Source organism: Brevibacillus laterosporus DSM 25 (assembly GCF_002706795.1).
GTDB classification, from domain to species: Bacteria; Bacillota; Bacilli; order Brevibacillales; family Brevibacillaceae; genus Brevibacillus_B; species Brevibacillus_B laterosporus.
This window is the reverse complement of the sequence record NZ_CP017705.1, coordinates 4,109,153-4,124,249: the sequence shown is the minus strand read 5'-3', so window position 1 is coordinate 4,124,249 and position 15,097 is coordinate 4,109,153. Positions and strand designations below refer to the sequence as shown.

General features: G+C 41.7%; 14 protein-coding genes. 1 reads left to right on the top strand and 13 read right to left on the bottom strand.

Annotated features, from left to right (window positions below; genetic code table 11):
• Window positions 1–8 precede the first annotated feature (8 nt).
• From deoB to BrL25_RS19765, 7 genes are all read right to left on the bottom strand, one after another.
• Complete coding sequence (gene deoB, locus BrL25_RS19795) at window positions 9–1,184, bottom strand: phosphopentomutase (RefSeq protein WP_018672525.1); 1,176 nt, start codon at window positions 1,182–1,184, stop codon at window positions 9–11.
• A gap of 57 nt (window positions 1,185–1,241) precedes the next feature.
• Window positions 1,242–2,129, bottom strand: coding sequence for a site-specific tyrosine recombinase XerD (gene xerD, locus BrL25_RS19790; protein ID WP_018672524.1), 888 nt, complete (start codon window positions 2,127–2,129; stop codon window positions 1,242–1,244).
• A gap of 82 nt (window positions 2,130–2,211) precedes the next feature.
• Entirely contained in the window at window positions 2,212–2,451 is a 240-nt protein-coding gene (locus BrL25_RS19785) for a DUF4227 family protein (protein ID WP_018672523.1), read from the bottom strand.
• 105 nt (window positions 2,452–2,556) lie between these two features.
• Window positions 2,557–3,018, bottom strand: coding sequence for a ferric iron uptake transcriptional regulator (gene fur, locus BrL25_RS19780; RefSeq protein WP_018672522.1), 462 nt, complete (start codon window positions 3,016–3,018; stop codon window positions 2,557–2,559).
• Window positions 3,019–3,112: 94 nt separating this feature from the next.
• Window positions 3,113–3,739 carry a stage II sporulation protein M gene (spoIIM, locus tag BrL25_RS19775; protein ID WP_018672521.1) on the bottom strand — a complete coding sequence of 209 codons (627 nt, stop codon included), beginning with the start codon at window positions 3,737–3,739 and terminating at the stop codon, window positions 3,113–3,115.
• A 77-nt stretch (window positions 3,740–3,816) separates the two neighbouring features.
• Window positions 3,817–4,998: an endonuclease Q family protein gene (locus BrL25_RS19770; RefSeq protein ID WP_018672520.1), complete on the bottom strand. Its 1,182-nt coding sequence runs from the start codon at window positions 4,996–4,998 to the stop codon at window positions 3,817–3,819.
• A gap of 2 nt (window positions 4,999–5,000) precedes the next feature.
• Window positions 5,001–5,564 (bottom strand): NUDIX domain-containing protein, encoded by a 564-nt coding sequence (locus BrL25_RS19765; RefSeq protein ID WP_018672519.1) that lies wholly within the window; start codon window positions 5,562–5,564, stop codon window positions 5,001–5,003.
• Between the two features lie 279 nt (window positions 5,565–5,843).
• On the opposite strand from BrL25_RS19765, the gene mciZ reads away from it, so the two are divergent.
• Window positions 5,844–5,984 (top strand): Z-ring formation inhibitor MciZ, encoded by a 141-nt coding sequence (gene mciZ, locus BrL25_RS19760; protein WP_018672518.1) that lies wholly within the window; start codon window positions 5,844–5,846, stop codon window positions 5,982–5,984.
• Between the two features lie 6 nt (window positions 5,985–5,990).
• Here mciZ and BrL25_RS19755 read toward each other — a convergent pair whose 3' ends face one another.
• From BrL25_RS19755 to BrL25_RS19730, 6 genes are all read right to left on the bottom strand, one after another.
• Window positions 5,991–7,100, bottom strand: a complete 1,110-nt coding sequence (locus BrL25_RS19755) for a DUF3866 family protein (protein WP_018672517.1) — start codon at window positions 7,098–7,100, stop codon at window positions 5,991–5,993.
• Window positions 7,101–7,237: 137 nt separating this feature from the next.
• On the bottom strand, window positions 7,238–8,353 hold the full coding sequence (locus BrL25_RS19750) for a M20/M25/M40 family metallo-hydrolase (RefSeq protein WP_018672516.1): 1,116 nt from the start codon (window positions 8,351–8,353) through the stop codon (window positions 7,238–7,240).
• A 107-nt stretch (window positions 8,354–8,460) separates the two neighbouring features.
• On the bottom strand, window positions 8,461–10,017 hold the full coding sequence (locus tag BrL25_RS19745) for an acyl-CoA carboxylase subunit beta (RefSeq protein ID WP_018672515.1): 1,557 nt from the start codon (window positions 10,015–10,017) through the stop codon (window positions 8,461–8,463).
• A complete protein-coding gene (gene mce, locus BrL25_RS19740; protein WP_018672514.1) occupies window positions 10,010–10,852 on the bottom strand; it encodes a methylmalonyl-CoA epimerase in 843 nt (280 codons plus the stop codon). The genes BrL25_RS19745 and mce overlap by 8 nt, the downstream gene beginning before the upstream one ends.
• A gap of 25 nt (window positions 10,853–10,877) precedes the next feature.
• The gene (locus tag BrL25_RS19735; protein WP_018672513.1) at window positions 10,878–12,530 is read right to left on the bottom strand and encodes an acyl-CoA mutase large subunit family protein; all 1,653 of its coding nucleotides are present in this window, start codon (window positions 12,528–12,530) and stop codon (window positions 10,878–10,880) included.
• 400 nt (window positions 12,531–12,930) lie between these two features.
• A complete protein-coding gene (locus tag BrL25_RS19730; RefSeq protein WP_018672512.1) occupies window positions 12,931–14,997 on the bottom strand; it encodes a stalk domain-containing protein in 2,067 nt (688 codons plus the stop codon).
• Window positions 14,998–15,097: the final 100 nt, after the last annotated feature.

The window sequence follows — 15,097 nt, the reverse complement described above, 5'->3', positions numbered from 1 at the left end:
CTCTCCCCCTACAATTGAGCTAAGAAACTTTGACCGATTTTCGGCATTTTCACTTCGAAGTTTTCGGCAATTGTTGCACCTAGGTCAGCAAATGTTTCGCGCACACCAAGATTTTTGCCTGTCTCCAAGTTTTTGTAGTATGCCAGTACAGGAACATATTCACGAGTATGATCAGTACCATGATGTGTTGGGTCATTACCATGGTCAGCTGTTATGATAAGTAAATCATTTTCTTTTAGGGCTGCCAGTAGCTCTGGAACACGTGCGTCAAACTCCATTAGCGCTTTTCCGTACCCTTCTGTATCACGGCGATGACCATATTTGGCATCGAAATCAACCAGATTTACAAAGCTAAGCCCTGTAAAGGATTCTTGCATGCTTTGAAGTAGTTTATCTACTCCATCCATGTTATCTTTGGATCGGATCTCTTTACTTACGCCCTCTCCCGCATAAATATCAGAGATTTTACCAATCGCAATTGAAGTGAGTCCTGCATCTACTAGATTGTTCATAACCGTTTTATCAAATGGCTTTACAGAGTAGTCATGACGATTAGAAGTACGTTCGAATGCCCCTGGTTTTCCTAAGAACGGACGAGCAATTACACGTGTAACTGCATATTCGTCGCGCAGTGTTAGCTCACGAGCAATCTCACAGATCTTGTATAGCTCTTCTAACGGTACGATTTCTTCATGAGCAGCAACTTGGAATACGCTATCAGCAGACGTATACACGATCACTGCACCCGTTTTCATATGCTCTTCGCCCAATTCATCCAAAATTTCGGTTCCGGATGCTACCTTGTTACCTAATACTTTACGCCCTATGCGTTGCTCGAATTCCTCAATTAATTCTTGTGGAAATCCATCTGGATATGTATTAAACGGGGTAGATACATGCAGCCCCATAATTTCCCAATGCCCAGTTGTTGTATCTTTTCCCATAGATATTTCTTTCATTTTGCCATAGTGTGCACGAGGTGCAGCTACAGCTGGTACGTTATGTAGAGAAGCAATAGTGCCCAGACCCAATTCTGCAAGATGTGGAAGTGCAAACCCTTCTACCTTTTGTGCGATATGACCAAGTGTATGAGAACCTTCATCATTAAAATTCTTAGCGTCTGGCAATTCACCAATTCCAACACTATCCAACACAATTAAAAATACACGTGAAAAACGATTCATTTGTGTGTTCCTCCTTATGCACTTGAAGTCTGCCTTGTAAAGTGTACGTCCATCTCTTTAGGCACGAGGATGTGTTTTTGCATAGACATCTTTGATGCGCGTACGCGTTACATGCGTATAAATTTGAGTTGTAGAAATATCGGCATGTCCCAACATTTCCTGTACAGATCGCAAGTCTGCACCATTTTCTAAAAGATGAGTTGCAAAGGAGTGTCGCAAGGTATGCGGAGTAATCTCCTTTTGGATTCCCTCTTGTAAGGCATATTTTTTAATAATTTTCCAAAACCCTTGGCGTGTAATCTGTGTGCCTAAATGATTTAAAAACAACGCCTGATCTGAACTAGCCTTAACAAGTTGTGGACGTCCCCACTCCAAATAGGTACGGATAACCTGAATTGCAATGCTACCAAGCGGAATCATGCGCTCCTTAGAACCTTTACCCATACATTTGACAAAGCCCATGTCCAAATTAATATCCCCCAGTTGTAAGGATACTAACTCAGAAACGCGAATTCCAGTCGCATATAATAATTCTAGCATGGCTTTATCACGATATGCTATAGGTACATTCCCTTTTGGACCATCTAATAAACACTCTACTTCTTCTACTGACAACACTTTAGGCAGTCTTTTCTCAATTTTGGGTGTTTCCAAATGAATAGATGGATCACTTGTCATATGACGGTCTCGGACTAAGAATTGATAAAAAGCACGAATGGATGCCATATTCCTAGATAATGTAGCCGTAGCCCGTCCTTTCTCTTGAAGCATAAATAGATAGCCAACGATATGAGTGCGCGTAGTCTCTTCTACCTTGCTAATACCTTGGTCATTCAAATATGCAGCGTACATTACCAAGTCATGTTGATAAGATTCCAACGTATTGGCTGCAAGTCCTTTTTCTACTGCGAGAAAGTGGGTGAATTGATCGATTAGCGTATCCATGAAGCCACTTCTCCTCCTGGATTAATTATACCAGAGCGGTACCTTATACATTTCAACAGCGCACTTACAAAATCCTGCTTTCTCATTCCCCTTCCGAGAAAAAAAGCTGAAGGCGCTCTAAATACCAGTCCCACTCAGATACGGGTTTGTTGTCCAGCCATTTTACCACCTTAACAGCATTCCCGGAAGGTTCTCGGTAGGGATTTGCCGGCAAAATATGGTGTGATAAGTAGGATACTACTCCATAACTGAACAAGGAACAAGTGACAAAAAGTAAAAAGAATCGAATTAATTCCATAAAACGGCGAAATGGAAAACTCATTGCAACAACCCCTTGAGCACGGTTATTGCTATTTTATGCCTTTTTGTCCCTATTCATGACTTTCACGAACAAGAAAAAAACTTCTCCTTAACTATGGAGAAGTTATTACTTGTAGTCTTCCAAATTAACTTTATCAAGACAACGATGGCAGATTCCATAAAAACTGAGTCGGTGATCTGTTATAGCAAATTTGTAGTCCGCTTTTACCTTCTCTTCTGTTCCCACTAACAAATCTTCAAATATCTCATCCACCGTACCACAATGTAAGCATATCAAGTGATGATGGTGATGTTTAGCATTATCATCTCGGAGGTCATAACGTGCTACCCCGTCACCAAAGTTCATTTTATGGATAATCCGCAGCTCACTTAATAGCTCCAAGGTCCGATATACCGTCGCTAAGCCAATCTCAGGAGCTTTGTCTTTCACCTTTAAGTAGACATCCTCAGCACTGAGATGATCTGCTTCATTCTCCAGTAAGACACGAACTGTAGCTTCGCGTTGCGGAGTCAATTTATAGTGGTGCGAATGTAATTGTTGCTTTATCTTTTCTATTTTTTCTTCCATGTATGCCCCTCCCCGTTCGCATCAAACCTGTACTTATTATAGAGGAGAGAAATCTATTTAGTCAAATACATAAGTTCTTATCTTATAATTATTCTTAATTAATAGCGTACTGCATCAATAATGGGGACAAAAAAGTCTCCAATAAAGCTGCAGCTGTCATGATTATAAACATGCTACCAACTAGAATTGAATAATTAGTAAAATGCGGCATAATGCTATCTCTACGTGTGACCAATCTAGTACGTACCAAGCGAAGAGAGAATGAAATACCTGCAACACCGGCAATGAGCATAGCGGGAACAACTAACATGTTTTGTGGAAGGACACCAAGTAAAGCAAACGTCACTCCCTTCCACTGCAACTCTCCCACCAAGAATCCAACGGTAAAACCAACAATGATACCTTTGAGAAATAATAGTAGTAGGATCATAGGCAATCCAATTATGGACATTCCTAATACCCACAGTATCAAAATTGTTTTTAAATGATATCCGAACGCTTGTTGAAAATGTAGGGAGGAATCCGTTATTCCGCTTTTGTCAAAGTTAGAAAAAAAATAATTGAGAAAGCCAAGCAGTTCTTGTCGCTGAGACAAATCAAGCGAATTAACAAGCACAGCTCCAAAAATGATGCCCATAGTAAACAGGACGATAGTAAATAAAAAAAGGGACTGGTTTTCTTTCAAATAAAGATGGATGCCATGTCCAAAGCGGTTACGCAAGACGGCCCCCCTCCTTGGTTGCCAGGATACTTACATTCTATGCACCGCTTGTCTATTCTATGACTAATACATTGCTATTACTTCTCTCTTTCTCCAATTACCTTTCCATAGATCCCAGCTCTTCCAGCCTGAATCAATAGCTCGCCACGTCTTGCTTTGGCAATCATACTCGTTATTTTTTCACCTACTACCTGACACAAAATCTCCTCATCCACCCGATGGAGGACATCCATTTCGGTTCCAATTTGTTCATACATTTTTTGCCGTATTTTTGGTCCTACACCTGGCAAAAACTCTAAAGGAATCTGTTCCACATAAGGAGGCCGGTGTGAAGGATGCACCCCGATTGGTACATCAGCTAACTGATCGATCCGTTGACTAACCCCTCTCACCATCCGTTTATATCCGCAGGCAGGGCACCTCCCCATCTCATTCTCTCGTTCCATGGACCCACATCCCTGACACGCTGTTTGGTGATACTTTCCTAGCTGTGGAGATAGTCCATAATTACATGAAACCCTTCTGTGCTGCTCACGTCGCATTGCCATGACCCATTCCTGATAGCTTGGTTCCTTTAGCAAGAGCACTTGATATTCCCGGCCAATTTTTTGTAAGGAATGAGCATCTGAATTTGTCACAAACGTTTTCTCATGTAACTCCTGTAGCCGATCTGCCATATCCGTATTTGCACTTAATCCTAGCTCTACCGCATAAACCAAACTAGGATCAGCAACCTCGCTAAGATGATCCGTACAGCTTCCGTAAAGCCCTTTATGGGGTGTAAAGATGTGTGCTGGTATCATAAGTCCCTCATGCTGGTAAACAAAGTGCTGGAGCTCACGAAGACCTGTATACACGCGTTGCGAGCTAAGGTGTACATTCTTGCAACGAACAGCCAACCACTCTGTGAAGAGGCGCATTCTACGCAAATCGGGCATATAGCACAAAAAATGAGCTTCTCCCCTATCTGGTTCCTTAATTTCTACCTCACAGCCAAGCAGTAGCATCGTTCGTTTATAATGGATACCCCCATCCGGATGAGCTATAGCCATTTTTCGATCAATTAATTCTTGCAATTCAGCTTGTACCTCAGGGGCATGTGCATCTATAACGCCAATCATTTCCATTCCCTTACGCTCAGAAGCTTCCTCCAAAATACTGTGAAGAGTCATTTTTCGGGAAGCCGTAATTTTAACAGCTTTTCCTGACATCGTTCCGCCAATGTGTATATGTAAATCTGCAAAGATAGATGACAGCATGATTATAAGCGCTGATTCAGACGCTCATTTTCCATTACAAACAAAGCAAGAACGGTTTTAGCGTCTCGAATCTCTCCAGCTTCATGAAGTTTTCTAGCTTCTTCTAGTGTCACGTACATCACTTCAACAAATTCATCTTCGTCAGGATTACATTCTCCCGCAATCAATCCTGTAGCCATATACAGGTGTAATAGTTCATCTGCAAACCCCGGTGAAGTATAAAACGAGCTGATATGTTTATACTCTGTGGCTTTAAAGCCGGTCTCTTCTTCTAATTCACGCTTGGCGCATTCTAAAGGATCTTCTCCCCGTTCTAACTTACCAGCTGGAATTTCTACAATAGAACGCTCCAATGGTTTACGAAATTGACGTACAACGATCAATTTGCCATCCTCTGTGATCGGCATAACTGCTACGGCTCCCTGATGCTTAACAATCTCTCGTTTAGCTGTATGACCATTTGGTAATTCTACATCGTCAACCTGAACCGAAATAATTTTACCGTCGTAGATTTTTTTCGTAGCAATGGTTTTTTCATATAACGAATCGTGCTGAGCTTGTGTCATGGATGTTTCCTCCTAAATGAACAATGTTTTTTGCTGTGTTTTGTAAAACATGCTTTTTTATAAAATACCTGTTTACTTTTAAAACACACTTTTTAGTTCTATATCCGAACCTCTCTCCATATCTTAGCATCAAGAATAGCTTGTACAACCCTTTCTCAAAAATCCACTAAAATCAATGCCCTCTAAGCACTTTCACTTTCTTGCTAAGTAGACATCAGTTCTATACACACTCGCAATAAGTTGTAAAGATGAATTACCCAAATACAAAGGAGGGATTCAATGATGAAATTATATACAGATCTGAAACAAATACGCTTGGTTGGAAAAGCAAACGAAATCCAGGCCGCTCTACGTCAAATATCTGAGCAGCCCCTTACATTACATGTTTACTTGCAACAAGTGAGTCAACAAAAAATCTAAAATATCTCAATTCATTTCTGTATGCTTCCTGATCCAACAGGCGGTTTTGGCCATTGTATCAGCCGTTAAAAAAGGAGTCGGGTCTTCCTCCCAATTCCGTCCCATCGAGGAAAGCTTTTCTAGGTGGTGCCGTTTATACAATTTATCAATCTCCCCTACTGTCCCTGCTTTTTGTCTTAGGACAATATGTTTTTGTGACAAGGATGACTGTTCCACCTGCTTCTCTATAGATGAATCACGTTCATCTTCAAACAGAGGTATGGGCAGAATGACAGGACGAAGCACAAATTGCCTTAACAAGGTGGTTGTATGATGACTCATGCCATGGTGCCGTTCTCGTTTATCTACAAAGCTAATTCTTGGTAAAAAAAACGGTACTCCTCCGAGAATATCTACATGATGCAAAACGTCCGCTAATTGTAACCCTGTGAATCCATAAGGAGTACCTGTACCAACTCCACCAGGTCCAGGTGTACAAATAATCCAATCAGCTTGATACACGTGTTTTGCCGCTAATAGACCTGTTACTGTATTGACACATTCACCATCCCCACCAAAAGCCTGACCCGTGGTAACGGTTGCGTGTACATATTTGTTGCTTACCAGCCAGTGAACATGCCGTGAAAGTGAGATTGGCAGTGCGGTATGATCCGTCATGATATAAACAATTCGCGCTTCTGGCATCAGTTCTTTTAATCTAATGCACAACGCAGGTAACATACTATGTAATTCAGCTACAAGTACAAAACTCCCCGCTAAAGACAATTCCTCCTGAGCAAATAACCCATGATAAGGGCTCGCCTGTTCTTCTAGTGTATCCACTGCCATCTGGCAAGGCGTATAGCGCATTTTCATAATATGCCCGTATTGTAATGGAGAATGTTGCCTATTACAAAATGGTTCCAGAGCCATTATGAAGTCTGTACCACCTGTTCCTAATTCCAGATGAGTCGCTGTTACATTAAGTAACACTAATTGCCCCACCCTCAAATCTTCGTTTTGGCCATAATAAATAGCACGTTGTTTTTTACCATCTGCTCGCTGAACGACTACTTCTGTAAGCCCTCTTCGTTGCTCTCCACATGTAAGAATATAACCAGCCATCATTTGTTGCATCAGCTTCATCCTCATCATTTTCATTTCTTAAAAAAGATGGAACTCTACATAATACATACTTATGCCCTTCCTTCTCTAAACTTTCTGGTACATACAAAAAGAGCTTGGTGCCATGACCAAGCTCTCTTTCTTTTCTCTTATTCAACACATTCAGCGATAACAGCTAGTACCAATTCAGCAGCCTTATATAGTTCTTCTAAAGGCATACGTTCATTTTTTGTATGTATCTCTTCATACCCGATACCAAAGTTAACAGAAGGGATACCATGTCCGTTAAACACGTTTCCGTCGCTACCGCCACCACTACTGGTTAACTTCGGTTCACGATCTACACGTTTAACTGCGGCAATCGCTTTTTGCAACACCGGCGTACTTTCATCAAATTTATAGCCGGAGTACATAAACTTCACATCATTTTCGCAAGTCGCCCCTAGCTCAGAAGCCACTTCTTCAAATGCAGTCGTCATTTTTTTCACTTGTACTTCTAGTTTTTCATTTACCATGCTGCGAGCCTCTGACCAAATCTCTACGTAGTCTGTTACGATATTGTAAGCGCGACCACCTTCAAAACGGCCAATGTTTGCAGTGGTATCTTCATCAATACGCCCAAGCGGCATACGTGAAATAGCCTTGCTAGCAACAGTGATAGCACTTATGCCATCCTCTGGATTCACACCAGCATGAGCAGCTTTTCCGTGAATTTTGGTAACAATGCGATATTGACCAGCTCCAGCTTTGACAATTTCGCCCACTTTCCCTGTTGAATCCAAAATAAAGCCCATTTCTGCTTTTAATTTATTTGCATCCATGTGACGTGACCCAACTAGACCAGATTCTTCACCAACGGTCAAAACAACCTGAATAGATGGATGAGGTAGATTCTGTTCTTTTAACGTACGAATCGCTTCAAAGATTGCAGCGATACCCGCTTTGTCGTCAGCACCTAGAATTGTAGTACCATCCGTTACCACATATCCATCTTTAATAGAAGGCTTTACACCTTTACCTGGAACGACGGTATCCATGTGACTGCTAAACAGAATAGTAGGACCCTTAGCAGTACCTTCAAGGGTAGCAAACAGATTGTTCGCACTATGTTCTGTTTTGGAAGCAACATCATCTTCCTCTACAGAAAAGCCCAAGCTTGCTAATTTATCCTTTAATACCTCAGCAATCGCTGCTTCTTCTTTTGTTTCGCTGTCGATTTGGACTAGCTCCAAAAACTCTGCAAGAATTCGTTCTTGATTAATCACATTGACTTCCTCCGTTCCTAATTCTCTATGTAACACTTTTAGTATACCGTAAAAAAGTTAGTCTGTACTATTCCAGTCAGAACTTTTTTCTTTGCTATTTTCAGTAGCTACAACGGGATATTCCCATGTTTTTTTGCAGGTCGCTCCTCACGTTTCGTCTTTAGCATGTCCAGAGAATGAATAAGGTATTTTCTTGTTTCTCTTGGATCGATAATATCATCTACCATGCCATGCTCTGCTGCTACATAGGGATTAGCAAATTTCTCTCTGTATTCAGCAATCTTGCGTTGTCTGGTGTCTAGAGCATCTTCACTTCTCTCAATCTCCTTAGCAAAAATAACACTGGCTGCCCCCTCTGGACCCATTACCGCTATCTCAGCATTAGGCCAAGCATATACCACATCAGCACCAATTGCCTTGGAATTTAGCGCAACATAAGCACCGCCATATGCTTTACGAGTAATAACACTGATTTTTGGTACTGTCGCTTCTGAGTATGCGAACAGAATTTTGGCACCATGTCGGATAATTCCTCCGTGCTCCTGATTTACACCAGGAAAAAAGCCTGTCACATCAACAAAGGTAACTAACGGAATATTAAAACAATCACAAGTGCGAATAAAACGTGCCAATTTATCAGAGGAATCAATATCAAGTCCCCCTGCCATCACTTTAGGCTGATTGGCAATAAAACCTACAGGCTGACCTTTTAAACGCCCAAAACCAACCACGACATTTCGTGCAAATTGTGATTGAATTTCCATGAAATCCCCATCGTCAACAATGAGTGTCAGCACTTTTTTCACATCGTATACCTTCGTCCCAGCGACAGGAACAATGTCGAGCATCTCCTCTAGCCAATTTCCATCCTCTCCATCAAAAGGGATAACTGGGGGCTCTTCGCGGTGGCTTTGAGGAAGAAACTGTAGGAGACGACGAACTTCTTCCAGCACTTCCGCCTCCGACTCTGACGTAAAATGAGCCACTCCACTTATACTGGAATGAACCTTGGCCCCTCCAAGATCCTCACTAGAAATCCTTTCTCCCGTAACAGTTTCAATGACCTTTGGACCAGTGATAAACATCTGTGAGCTCTTTTCTACCATAAACACAAAATCAGTAATAGCAGGCGAATAAACTGCACCACCTGCACATGGTCCAAGAATAACCGAAATTTGTGGAATTACACCTGAATAGATAGAATTCCGATAAAATATATGCCCATAGCCATCTAGTGAAACTACCCCTTCTTGGATACGCGCTCCCCCAGAATCATTTAAGCCTACAACAGGAGCGCCATTTTTCGCCGCTAAATCCATAATATTAGCAATTTTCTTTGCATGCATTTCACCTAATGCCCCACCAAAGACAGTAAAATCTTGGGCAAACACATAAATCATCCGTCCATGAACTTTTCCGTACCCTGTCACAACGCCTTCTCCAGGTGCTTCCAGCTTATCTAAACCAAACAAATTGCTACGGTGCTTTACGAATGGCTGAAGCTCTACAAAGGTTTCTGAGTCTACTAATAGATCAATCCTTTCACGAGCTGTCAGCTTTCCACGCTTATGCTGGGCTTCAATTCGTTCGTCTCCACCGCCCAACTCTACTTTATTCTTCCGTTCGTATAGCTCGTCAATCTTGGCGTACATTTCATTACTCATCTATCAGCTCCTCCTTCTGCTGTTCGTACTGACATAGCTCGAATAATACGCCATTCGCCGCTTTGGGATGTAAAAAGGCTATCTGTGCTCCATGCGCTCCTAGCTTCGCCTGTTCGTGAACAAGCTGCACACCGTTCTGTTTAAACTGCTGCAATCGTTCTTCGATATCATCCACATCCAAAGCAATATGATGAATACCTTCGCCGCGTTTCGTAATAAAGCTAGCGATTGGGCTTTCTGGGGAGAGAGGTTCTAATAGTTCTAGGTTCGTTTCTCCAATTTGCAGAAAGGCAACCTCTACCTGCTCTGACTCCACTTTTTCCCTCCCCTTAAGCTGTAAACCTAATTGCTCAATGTAAAAAGGAAGTACCGCTTCAATTGACTGGACCGCAATGCCTATATGAGCAATTCGTTTTGGAGTTTCCACCCAGCTATCCCTTTTTGGTCTTGCCTTGCTTCGAACAAAGTCTACAGCAGCCTGCGTTGGGGTACCTGGTGTAAAAATCTCAGCAATCCCTTGCTCTTTTAAGAAAGGAATATCCTCTTGCGGGATTACGCCTCCGCCAAAAACCATGATATCCTCAGCCTGTTGCTCTCGTAGCAAACGAATCACTTCGGGAAATAATTCATTATGCGCACCAGATAAACACGACAATCCAATAAAATCAACGTCCTCTTGAATAGCTGCATGTACAATCTGTGCAGGGGTCTGTCGTAAGCCGGTATACACAACCTCCATTCCTGCATCTCGCAAGGATTGGGCGATAACGAGTGCACCACGATCATGACCATCCAAACCTGGCTTTGCTACTAATACGCGAATTTTTTGTTTCATAGTTGTCTTTCCTCCTTCGACCCGATTAAACCGCCCGATACTCTCCAAAAACTTGACGCAAAACTCCACAGATCTCTCCAATCGTGGCATAGGCGCGTACACAGTCAATAATAAAAGGTATCAAATTTTCTGTGCCTTCCGCTGCTGTCTTTAATCGACCGAGCGTTTGATCAACTAAAATTGGATCTCGACGATTTCGTAGACCTTCCAGTCGTTCCGTCTGTTTTTTACCAATCGATGGATCTACTCGTAAAAGCTCAGGCTGCGTCTCATGCTCAAGCGTGAAACGATTCATTCCTACTACTACTTCTTCCCCAGATTCAATATTACGCTGTGTGTCATAGGCTTGCTTGTGTATCTCACGTTGCATATACCCTGCTACGACTGCAGCTACAGCGCCACCCATCTTCTCGATTTTGTCCATATAAGCCAGAACACCTTTTTCGATTTCGTCTGTTAATGCTTCCACATAATACGAGCCGCCCAATGGATCGACCGTATCTGTAACACCACTTTCATGGGCAATAATCTGCTGAGTGCGTAAGGCAATACGTGCAGAATCCTCTGTTGGTAAGGCAAGTGCTTCGTCACGGGAATTGGTATGCAAGCTCTGGGTCCCACCTAATACAGCTGCCAATGCCTGTAAAGTAACTCGAACAATATTATTATCTGGTTGCTGTGCAGTTAATGTAGAACCACCTGTTTGTGTATGAACACGGAACTGCCAAGATTTTGGCTGTTTTGCACCATAGGTGTTTCTCATCAGATTTGACCAGATTCTTCTGGCAGCTCTAAATTTTGCGACTTCTTCAAAGAAATGATTATGAGCATTAAAAAAGAAAGATAACTGCGGAGCAAAAAGATCGATATCAAGACCTGCTTGTAATGCTGCTTCAACATATGCTCTGCCATCCGCTAAGGTAAAAGCTACCTCTTGCACAGCACTAGAACCGGCTTCTCTAATATGATACCCGCTAATGCTTATGGTGTTCCATTTAGGCACATGTTCCGCACAGTACGCAAAAATGTCTGTAATCAAGCGCATCGAAGGCTGTGGTGGAAAAATGTATGTACCCCTAGCAATATATTCCTTTAAAATGTCATTTTGAATTGTACCGCTTAGAGCGTGTGGTGGTGTTCCTTGTTTCTCCGCTACAACGATGTACATAGCCAATAGTACAGAAGCTGGTGCATTAATGGTCATGGAGGTACTTACTTTATCAAGCGGAATGCCCTGTAATAAAGTTTCCATATCTTCCAAGGAATCTATTGCAACGCCAACCTTCCCCACTTCTCCCACCGACATGGAATCATCAGAGTCATACCCAATTTGTGTAGGTAAGTCGAATGCTACGCTTAGTCCAGTCTGTCCCTGCTCTAACAGGTAGCGAAACCGTTTATTTGTCTCTTCTGCTGAGCCAAATCCTGCATACTGACGCATCGTCCAAAAGCGCCCTCTAAACATAGTAGGCTGAACGCCACGGGTATATGGATATTCCCCGGGAAGACCGATTTGATCCATATATGATTGATTCACTTCTTTAGGCAGATAAAGCCGCTCGACTTCCAAATCAGAAGAAGTGGAAAACCTTTTCTTACGTTCCGGTGTTTTTTCGAGCCTCTGGTTCAACCGTTGTTGCCAGTCCTGATAGATTTGGGTAAAATTATGATCAGACACGTGTTCTCCCCCAATGCCAGCATAATGGAAAAATTAAGAATTCTCCTCTATTTTATTCTAGCATAGCATCGCCGTTTTTCAATCAACGGTAGAAGCATTTGTACATTTAAGAAAGCTGATTCATTTTTTTAGAAATTTTGGTTTTGCAAACTGATTTAGTTAAAGTAAAACCTTATGCAACTTTATTGAACAAATGAAAAGGAGTTGTCTATATTGAAACATCAATCTACAATCGCCAAAATTTTGGTCATTATTCTTGTACTGGCCCTTGTTGTTCCGATGGTTCTTCAATACGTATAGTATAGGAAAAAGGACCAAAATAAAAAACACCCCCCAGTTGAAAGATGGAAGCGAATGAATCTCCATCTGTTCTGGGGGGTGTTTTTCATGAAATAAGTTCTTATTTAAAGATAATGACGCTGGAAGAAGCGTTATCCCACGCTAGGTTGAAGCGCAAGTTATCTGTGATTGTACGAATTGGTAACATTGGTACATTGTTTTTCAATTGTACAGCAGATGGCAAGGTATAGTTCTTACCGTTGATGTTGACAACATTTGATCCTACTTTAAAGGTCATCGTTGTATTTCCATGTTTTACAGTAGCGGCTGCTTTTGTATATGTTGTGCTTACTTTTAAACCATCACGCACAAAGGTAGCTGGTACCATGGTATTACCATTCAATGTGTAAGGAGCTACAGCCAATGGATAGGTTTTTCCTTGGGTTTTAAAGGATGCTGCACCTACTTTAAAGCTGATCCCGTTTTGTGCACCAACCGTTACTTGGCGGATGAACAATGGATTTTTTTCTGCAGAAGTATATACGCCTACATTGTAAATGTTAGATGCACCAGGTGTTTGGATTTTTGCATTTTCATTTACGGCTACGCTTACTGCTTGACCTGCAGGTAGGTTAACCGATGGGTAGATAACCAAGTTTTGTCCACGAGTACCAACATAGCTTGGATATGTTCCATTAACAGTCACTGCTGTTGTTGGAATGGTCGTAGGGACACGGAAGGATGTTGGCATAACCACTTCAATATAGTCTGCAGTGCTAAGACCAACGCCTAGTGCCTTAATACCAACAGTCATACCAGTAATGGCATTCGGATTAGGCTTGCTAAGTGATACAGTCGCTGTGCTGTTGTTGGCAGGAATTACAGGAACCGTAGGATTAGTCGGGCTTGTCGGATTAGTCGGATTCGTTGGTGTTACTCCTCCTGCTGTCACAGAAAACGACTTCGAACGGTAAGTTGTATCTCTATATTTTACAGCCAGATCGTAGTTACCTGTTGATGTAGGCATTTTAATGAACGCATCGTTCTTAAATTCGATACGAACACGATCTGAACTAGAGAAGTTATAAGGTGTTGACAAGGTTACGGTACGCCCTGAAACGCCAATAGATCTCACAGCTGTTCCATTGATTGTTGCAGATGTGCTAAAAATATAGCCTGGCACCATATCTTGGGTAGGAAATTCTACATAAATATCATTGCCGCCTCTAAGCTCATCCTTTAATTTTACTTCCATGGACACACTTGTGCGAGCCCCTGGATTGCTGTCTGATAAGGTGACACTGTAATCACTATCTACAGAGGAGGAGCCTTTTTTCAATTCAAACTCTTTTGAAACGTAGGTCGTATTTTTATAATCGACTTCTACTTTAAAAGAGCTACTGGAAGAAGGAGTTCTGATCCCAGCATCCTTGTTAAATTTAATTGTTAGCTTTTTATCCCCATCTGCTTTGGAGCCAGGTTTAATTTTAACTGTTCGACCAGAGATCTCAACGTCTTTTGGTGAATATCCGTTTAATTCAACATCACTAGTGCTAATTCTATTAGGTAGCATACTAGAGTAAGGGAATGTCACTTCCACATACTTCGAATCATCTAACTTGTCATTTAGATCAATTCGGGAAATTTCAAGAGATGTTTTTTCATCTTGATATTTGCTTCCAAAGTCAACGGAAAAGGCACTTTTCTCCGTTTTACTTTTTGAAGAAGAGCTTTTGCCTTTTCCGATTTTAATGCTTTCTTCTGCTTCATCGTCTCCATCGTCAACAGAAATGTCATATTCCCCACTATCATCTGGATTAATGACATCATCGATTTCGATTTCTACACGATCACCCTCATCAATTCTAGAGGGAATAGTGATCGTCAATTTTGAACCACTTTTCTTTAAATCTTTAATAGAGTCTCCATCGATTTCAATGGAACTCTTTTTAACATTTTTTAGGTCAAAATCACTATCAAATTTTACTGTGATTTTGTCTCCTTTTTTCAGGTCGTCCCCTGCTTTAAATTTAAGCGTGTACGTAGTTTTCTCTTCTGTGTCAGTGTCGTCAGCATCAATAGATAGATTCTTCGCTGCGTATGTACTCTGCGGAACAGAGACCAAAGGTGTAATTGCTAGAGTCGATGCTAGCAGTAGGAATGCGCCTCTCTTTAGTTGTTGTTTCATAATTCTCCTCCTGTTCACTCTCGATTTTTTTGCCTTTGGAAAAACCCAACTCTCCCTTTCAGTGTACCATTAACAGTATGTTAATAAGACAAAGTTGTTG

Bases quoted from the DNA above. Each gene is read 5' to 3' on its own strand.
- xerD (WP_018672524.1), bottom strand. From the start codon at position 2,129: ATGGATACGCTAATCGATCAATTCACCCACTTTCTCGCAGTAGAAAAA.
- BrL25_RS19765 (WP_018672519.1), bottom strand. From the start codon at position 5,564: ATGACACAAGCTCAGCACGATTCGTTATATGAAAAAACCATTGCTACG.
- BrL25_RS19755 (WP_018672517.1), bottom strand. From the start codon at position 7,100: ATGCAACAAATGATGGCTGGTTATATTCTTACATGTGGAGAGCAACGA.
- mciZ (WP_018672518.1), top strand. From the start codon at position 5,844: ATGATGAAATTATATACAGATCTGAAACAAATACGCTTGGTTGGAAAA.
- BrL25_RS19745 (WP_018672515.1), bottom strand. From the start codon at position 10,017: ATGAGTAATGAAATGTACGCCAAGATTGACGAGCTATACGAACGGAAG.
- BrL25_RS19785 (WP_018672523.1), bottom strand. From the start codon at position 2,451: ATGAGTTTTCCATTTCGCCGTTTTATGGAATTAATTCGATTCTTTTTA.
- BrL25_RS19730 (WP_018672512.1), bottom strand. From the start codon at position 14,997: ATGAAACAACAACTAAAGAGAGGCGCATTCCTACTGCTAGCATCGACT.
- BrL25_RS19770 (WP_018672520.1), bottom strand. From the start codon at position 4,998: ATGCTGTCATCTATCTTTGCAGATTTACATATACACATTGGCGGAACG.
- mce (WP_018672514.1), bottom strand. From the start codon at position 10,852: ATGAAACAAAAAATTCGCGTATTAGTAGCAAAGCCAGGTTTGGATGGT.
- fur (WP_018672522.1), bottom strand. From the start codon at position 3,018: ATGGAAGAAAAAATAGAAAAGATAAAGCAACAATTACATTCGCACCAC.
- deoB (WP_018672525.1), bottom strand. From the start codon at position 1,184: ATGAATCGTTTTTCACGTGTATTTTTAATTGTGTTGGATAGTGTTGGA.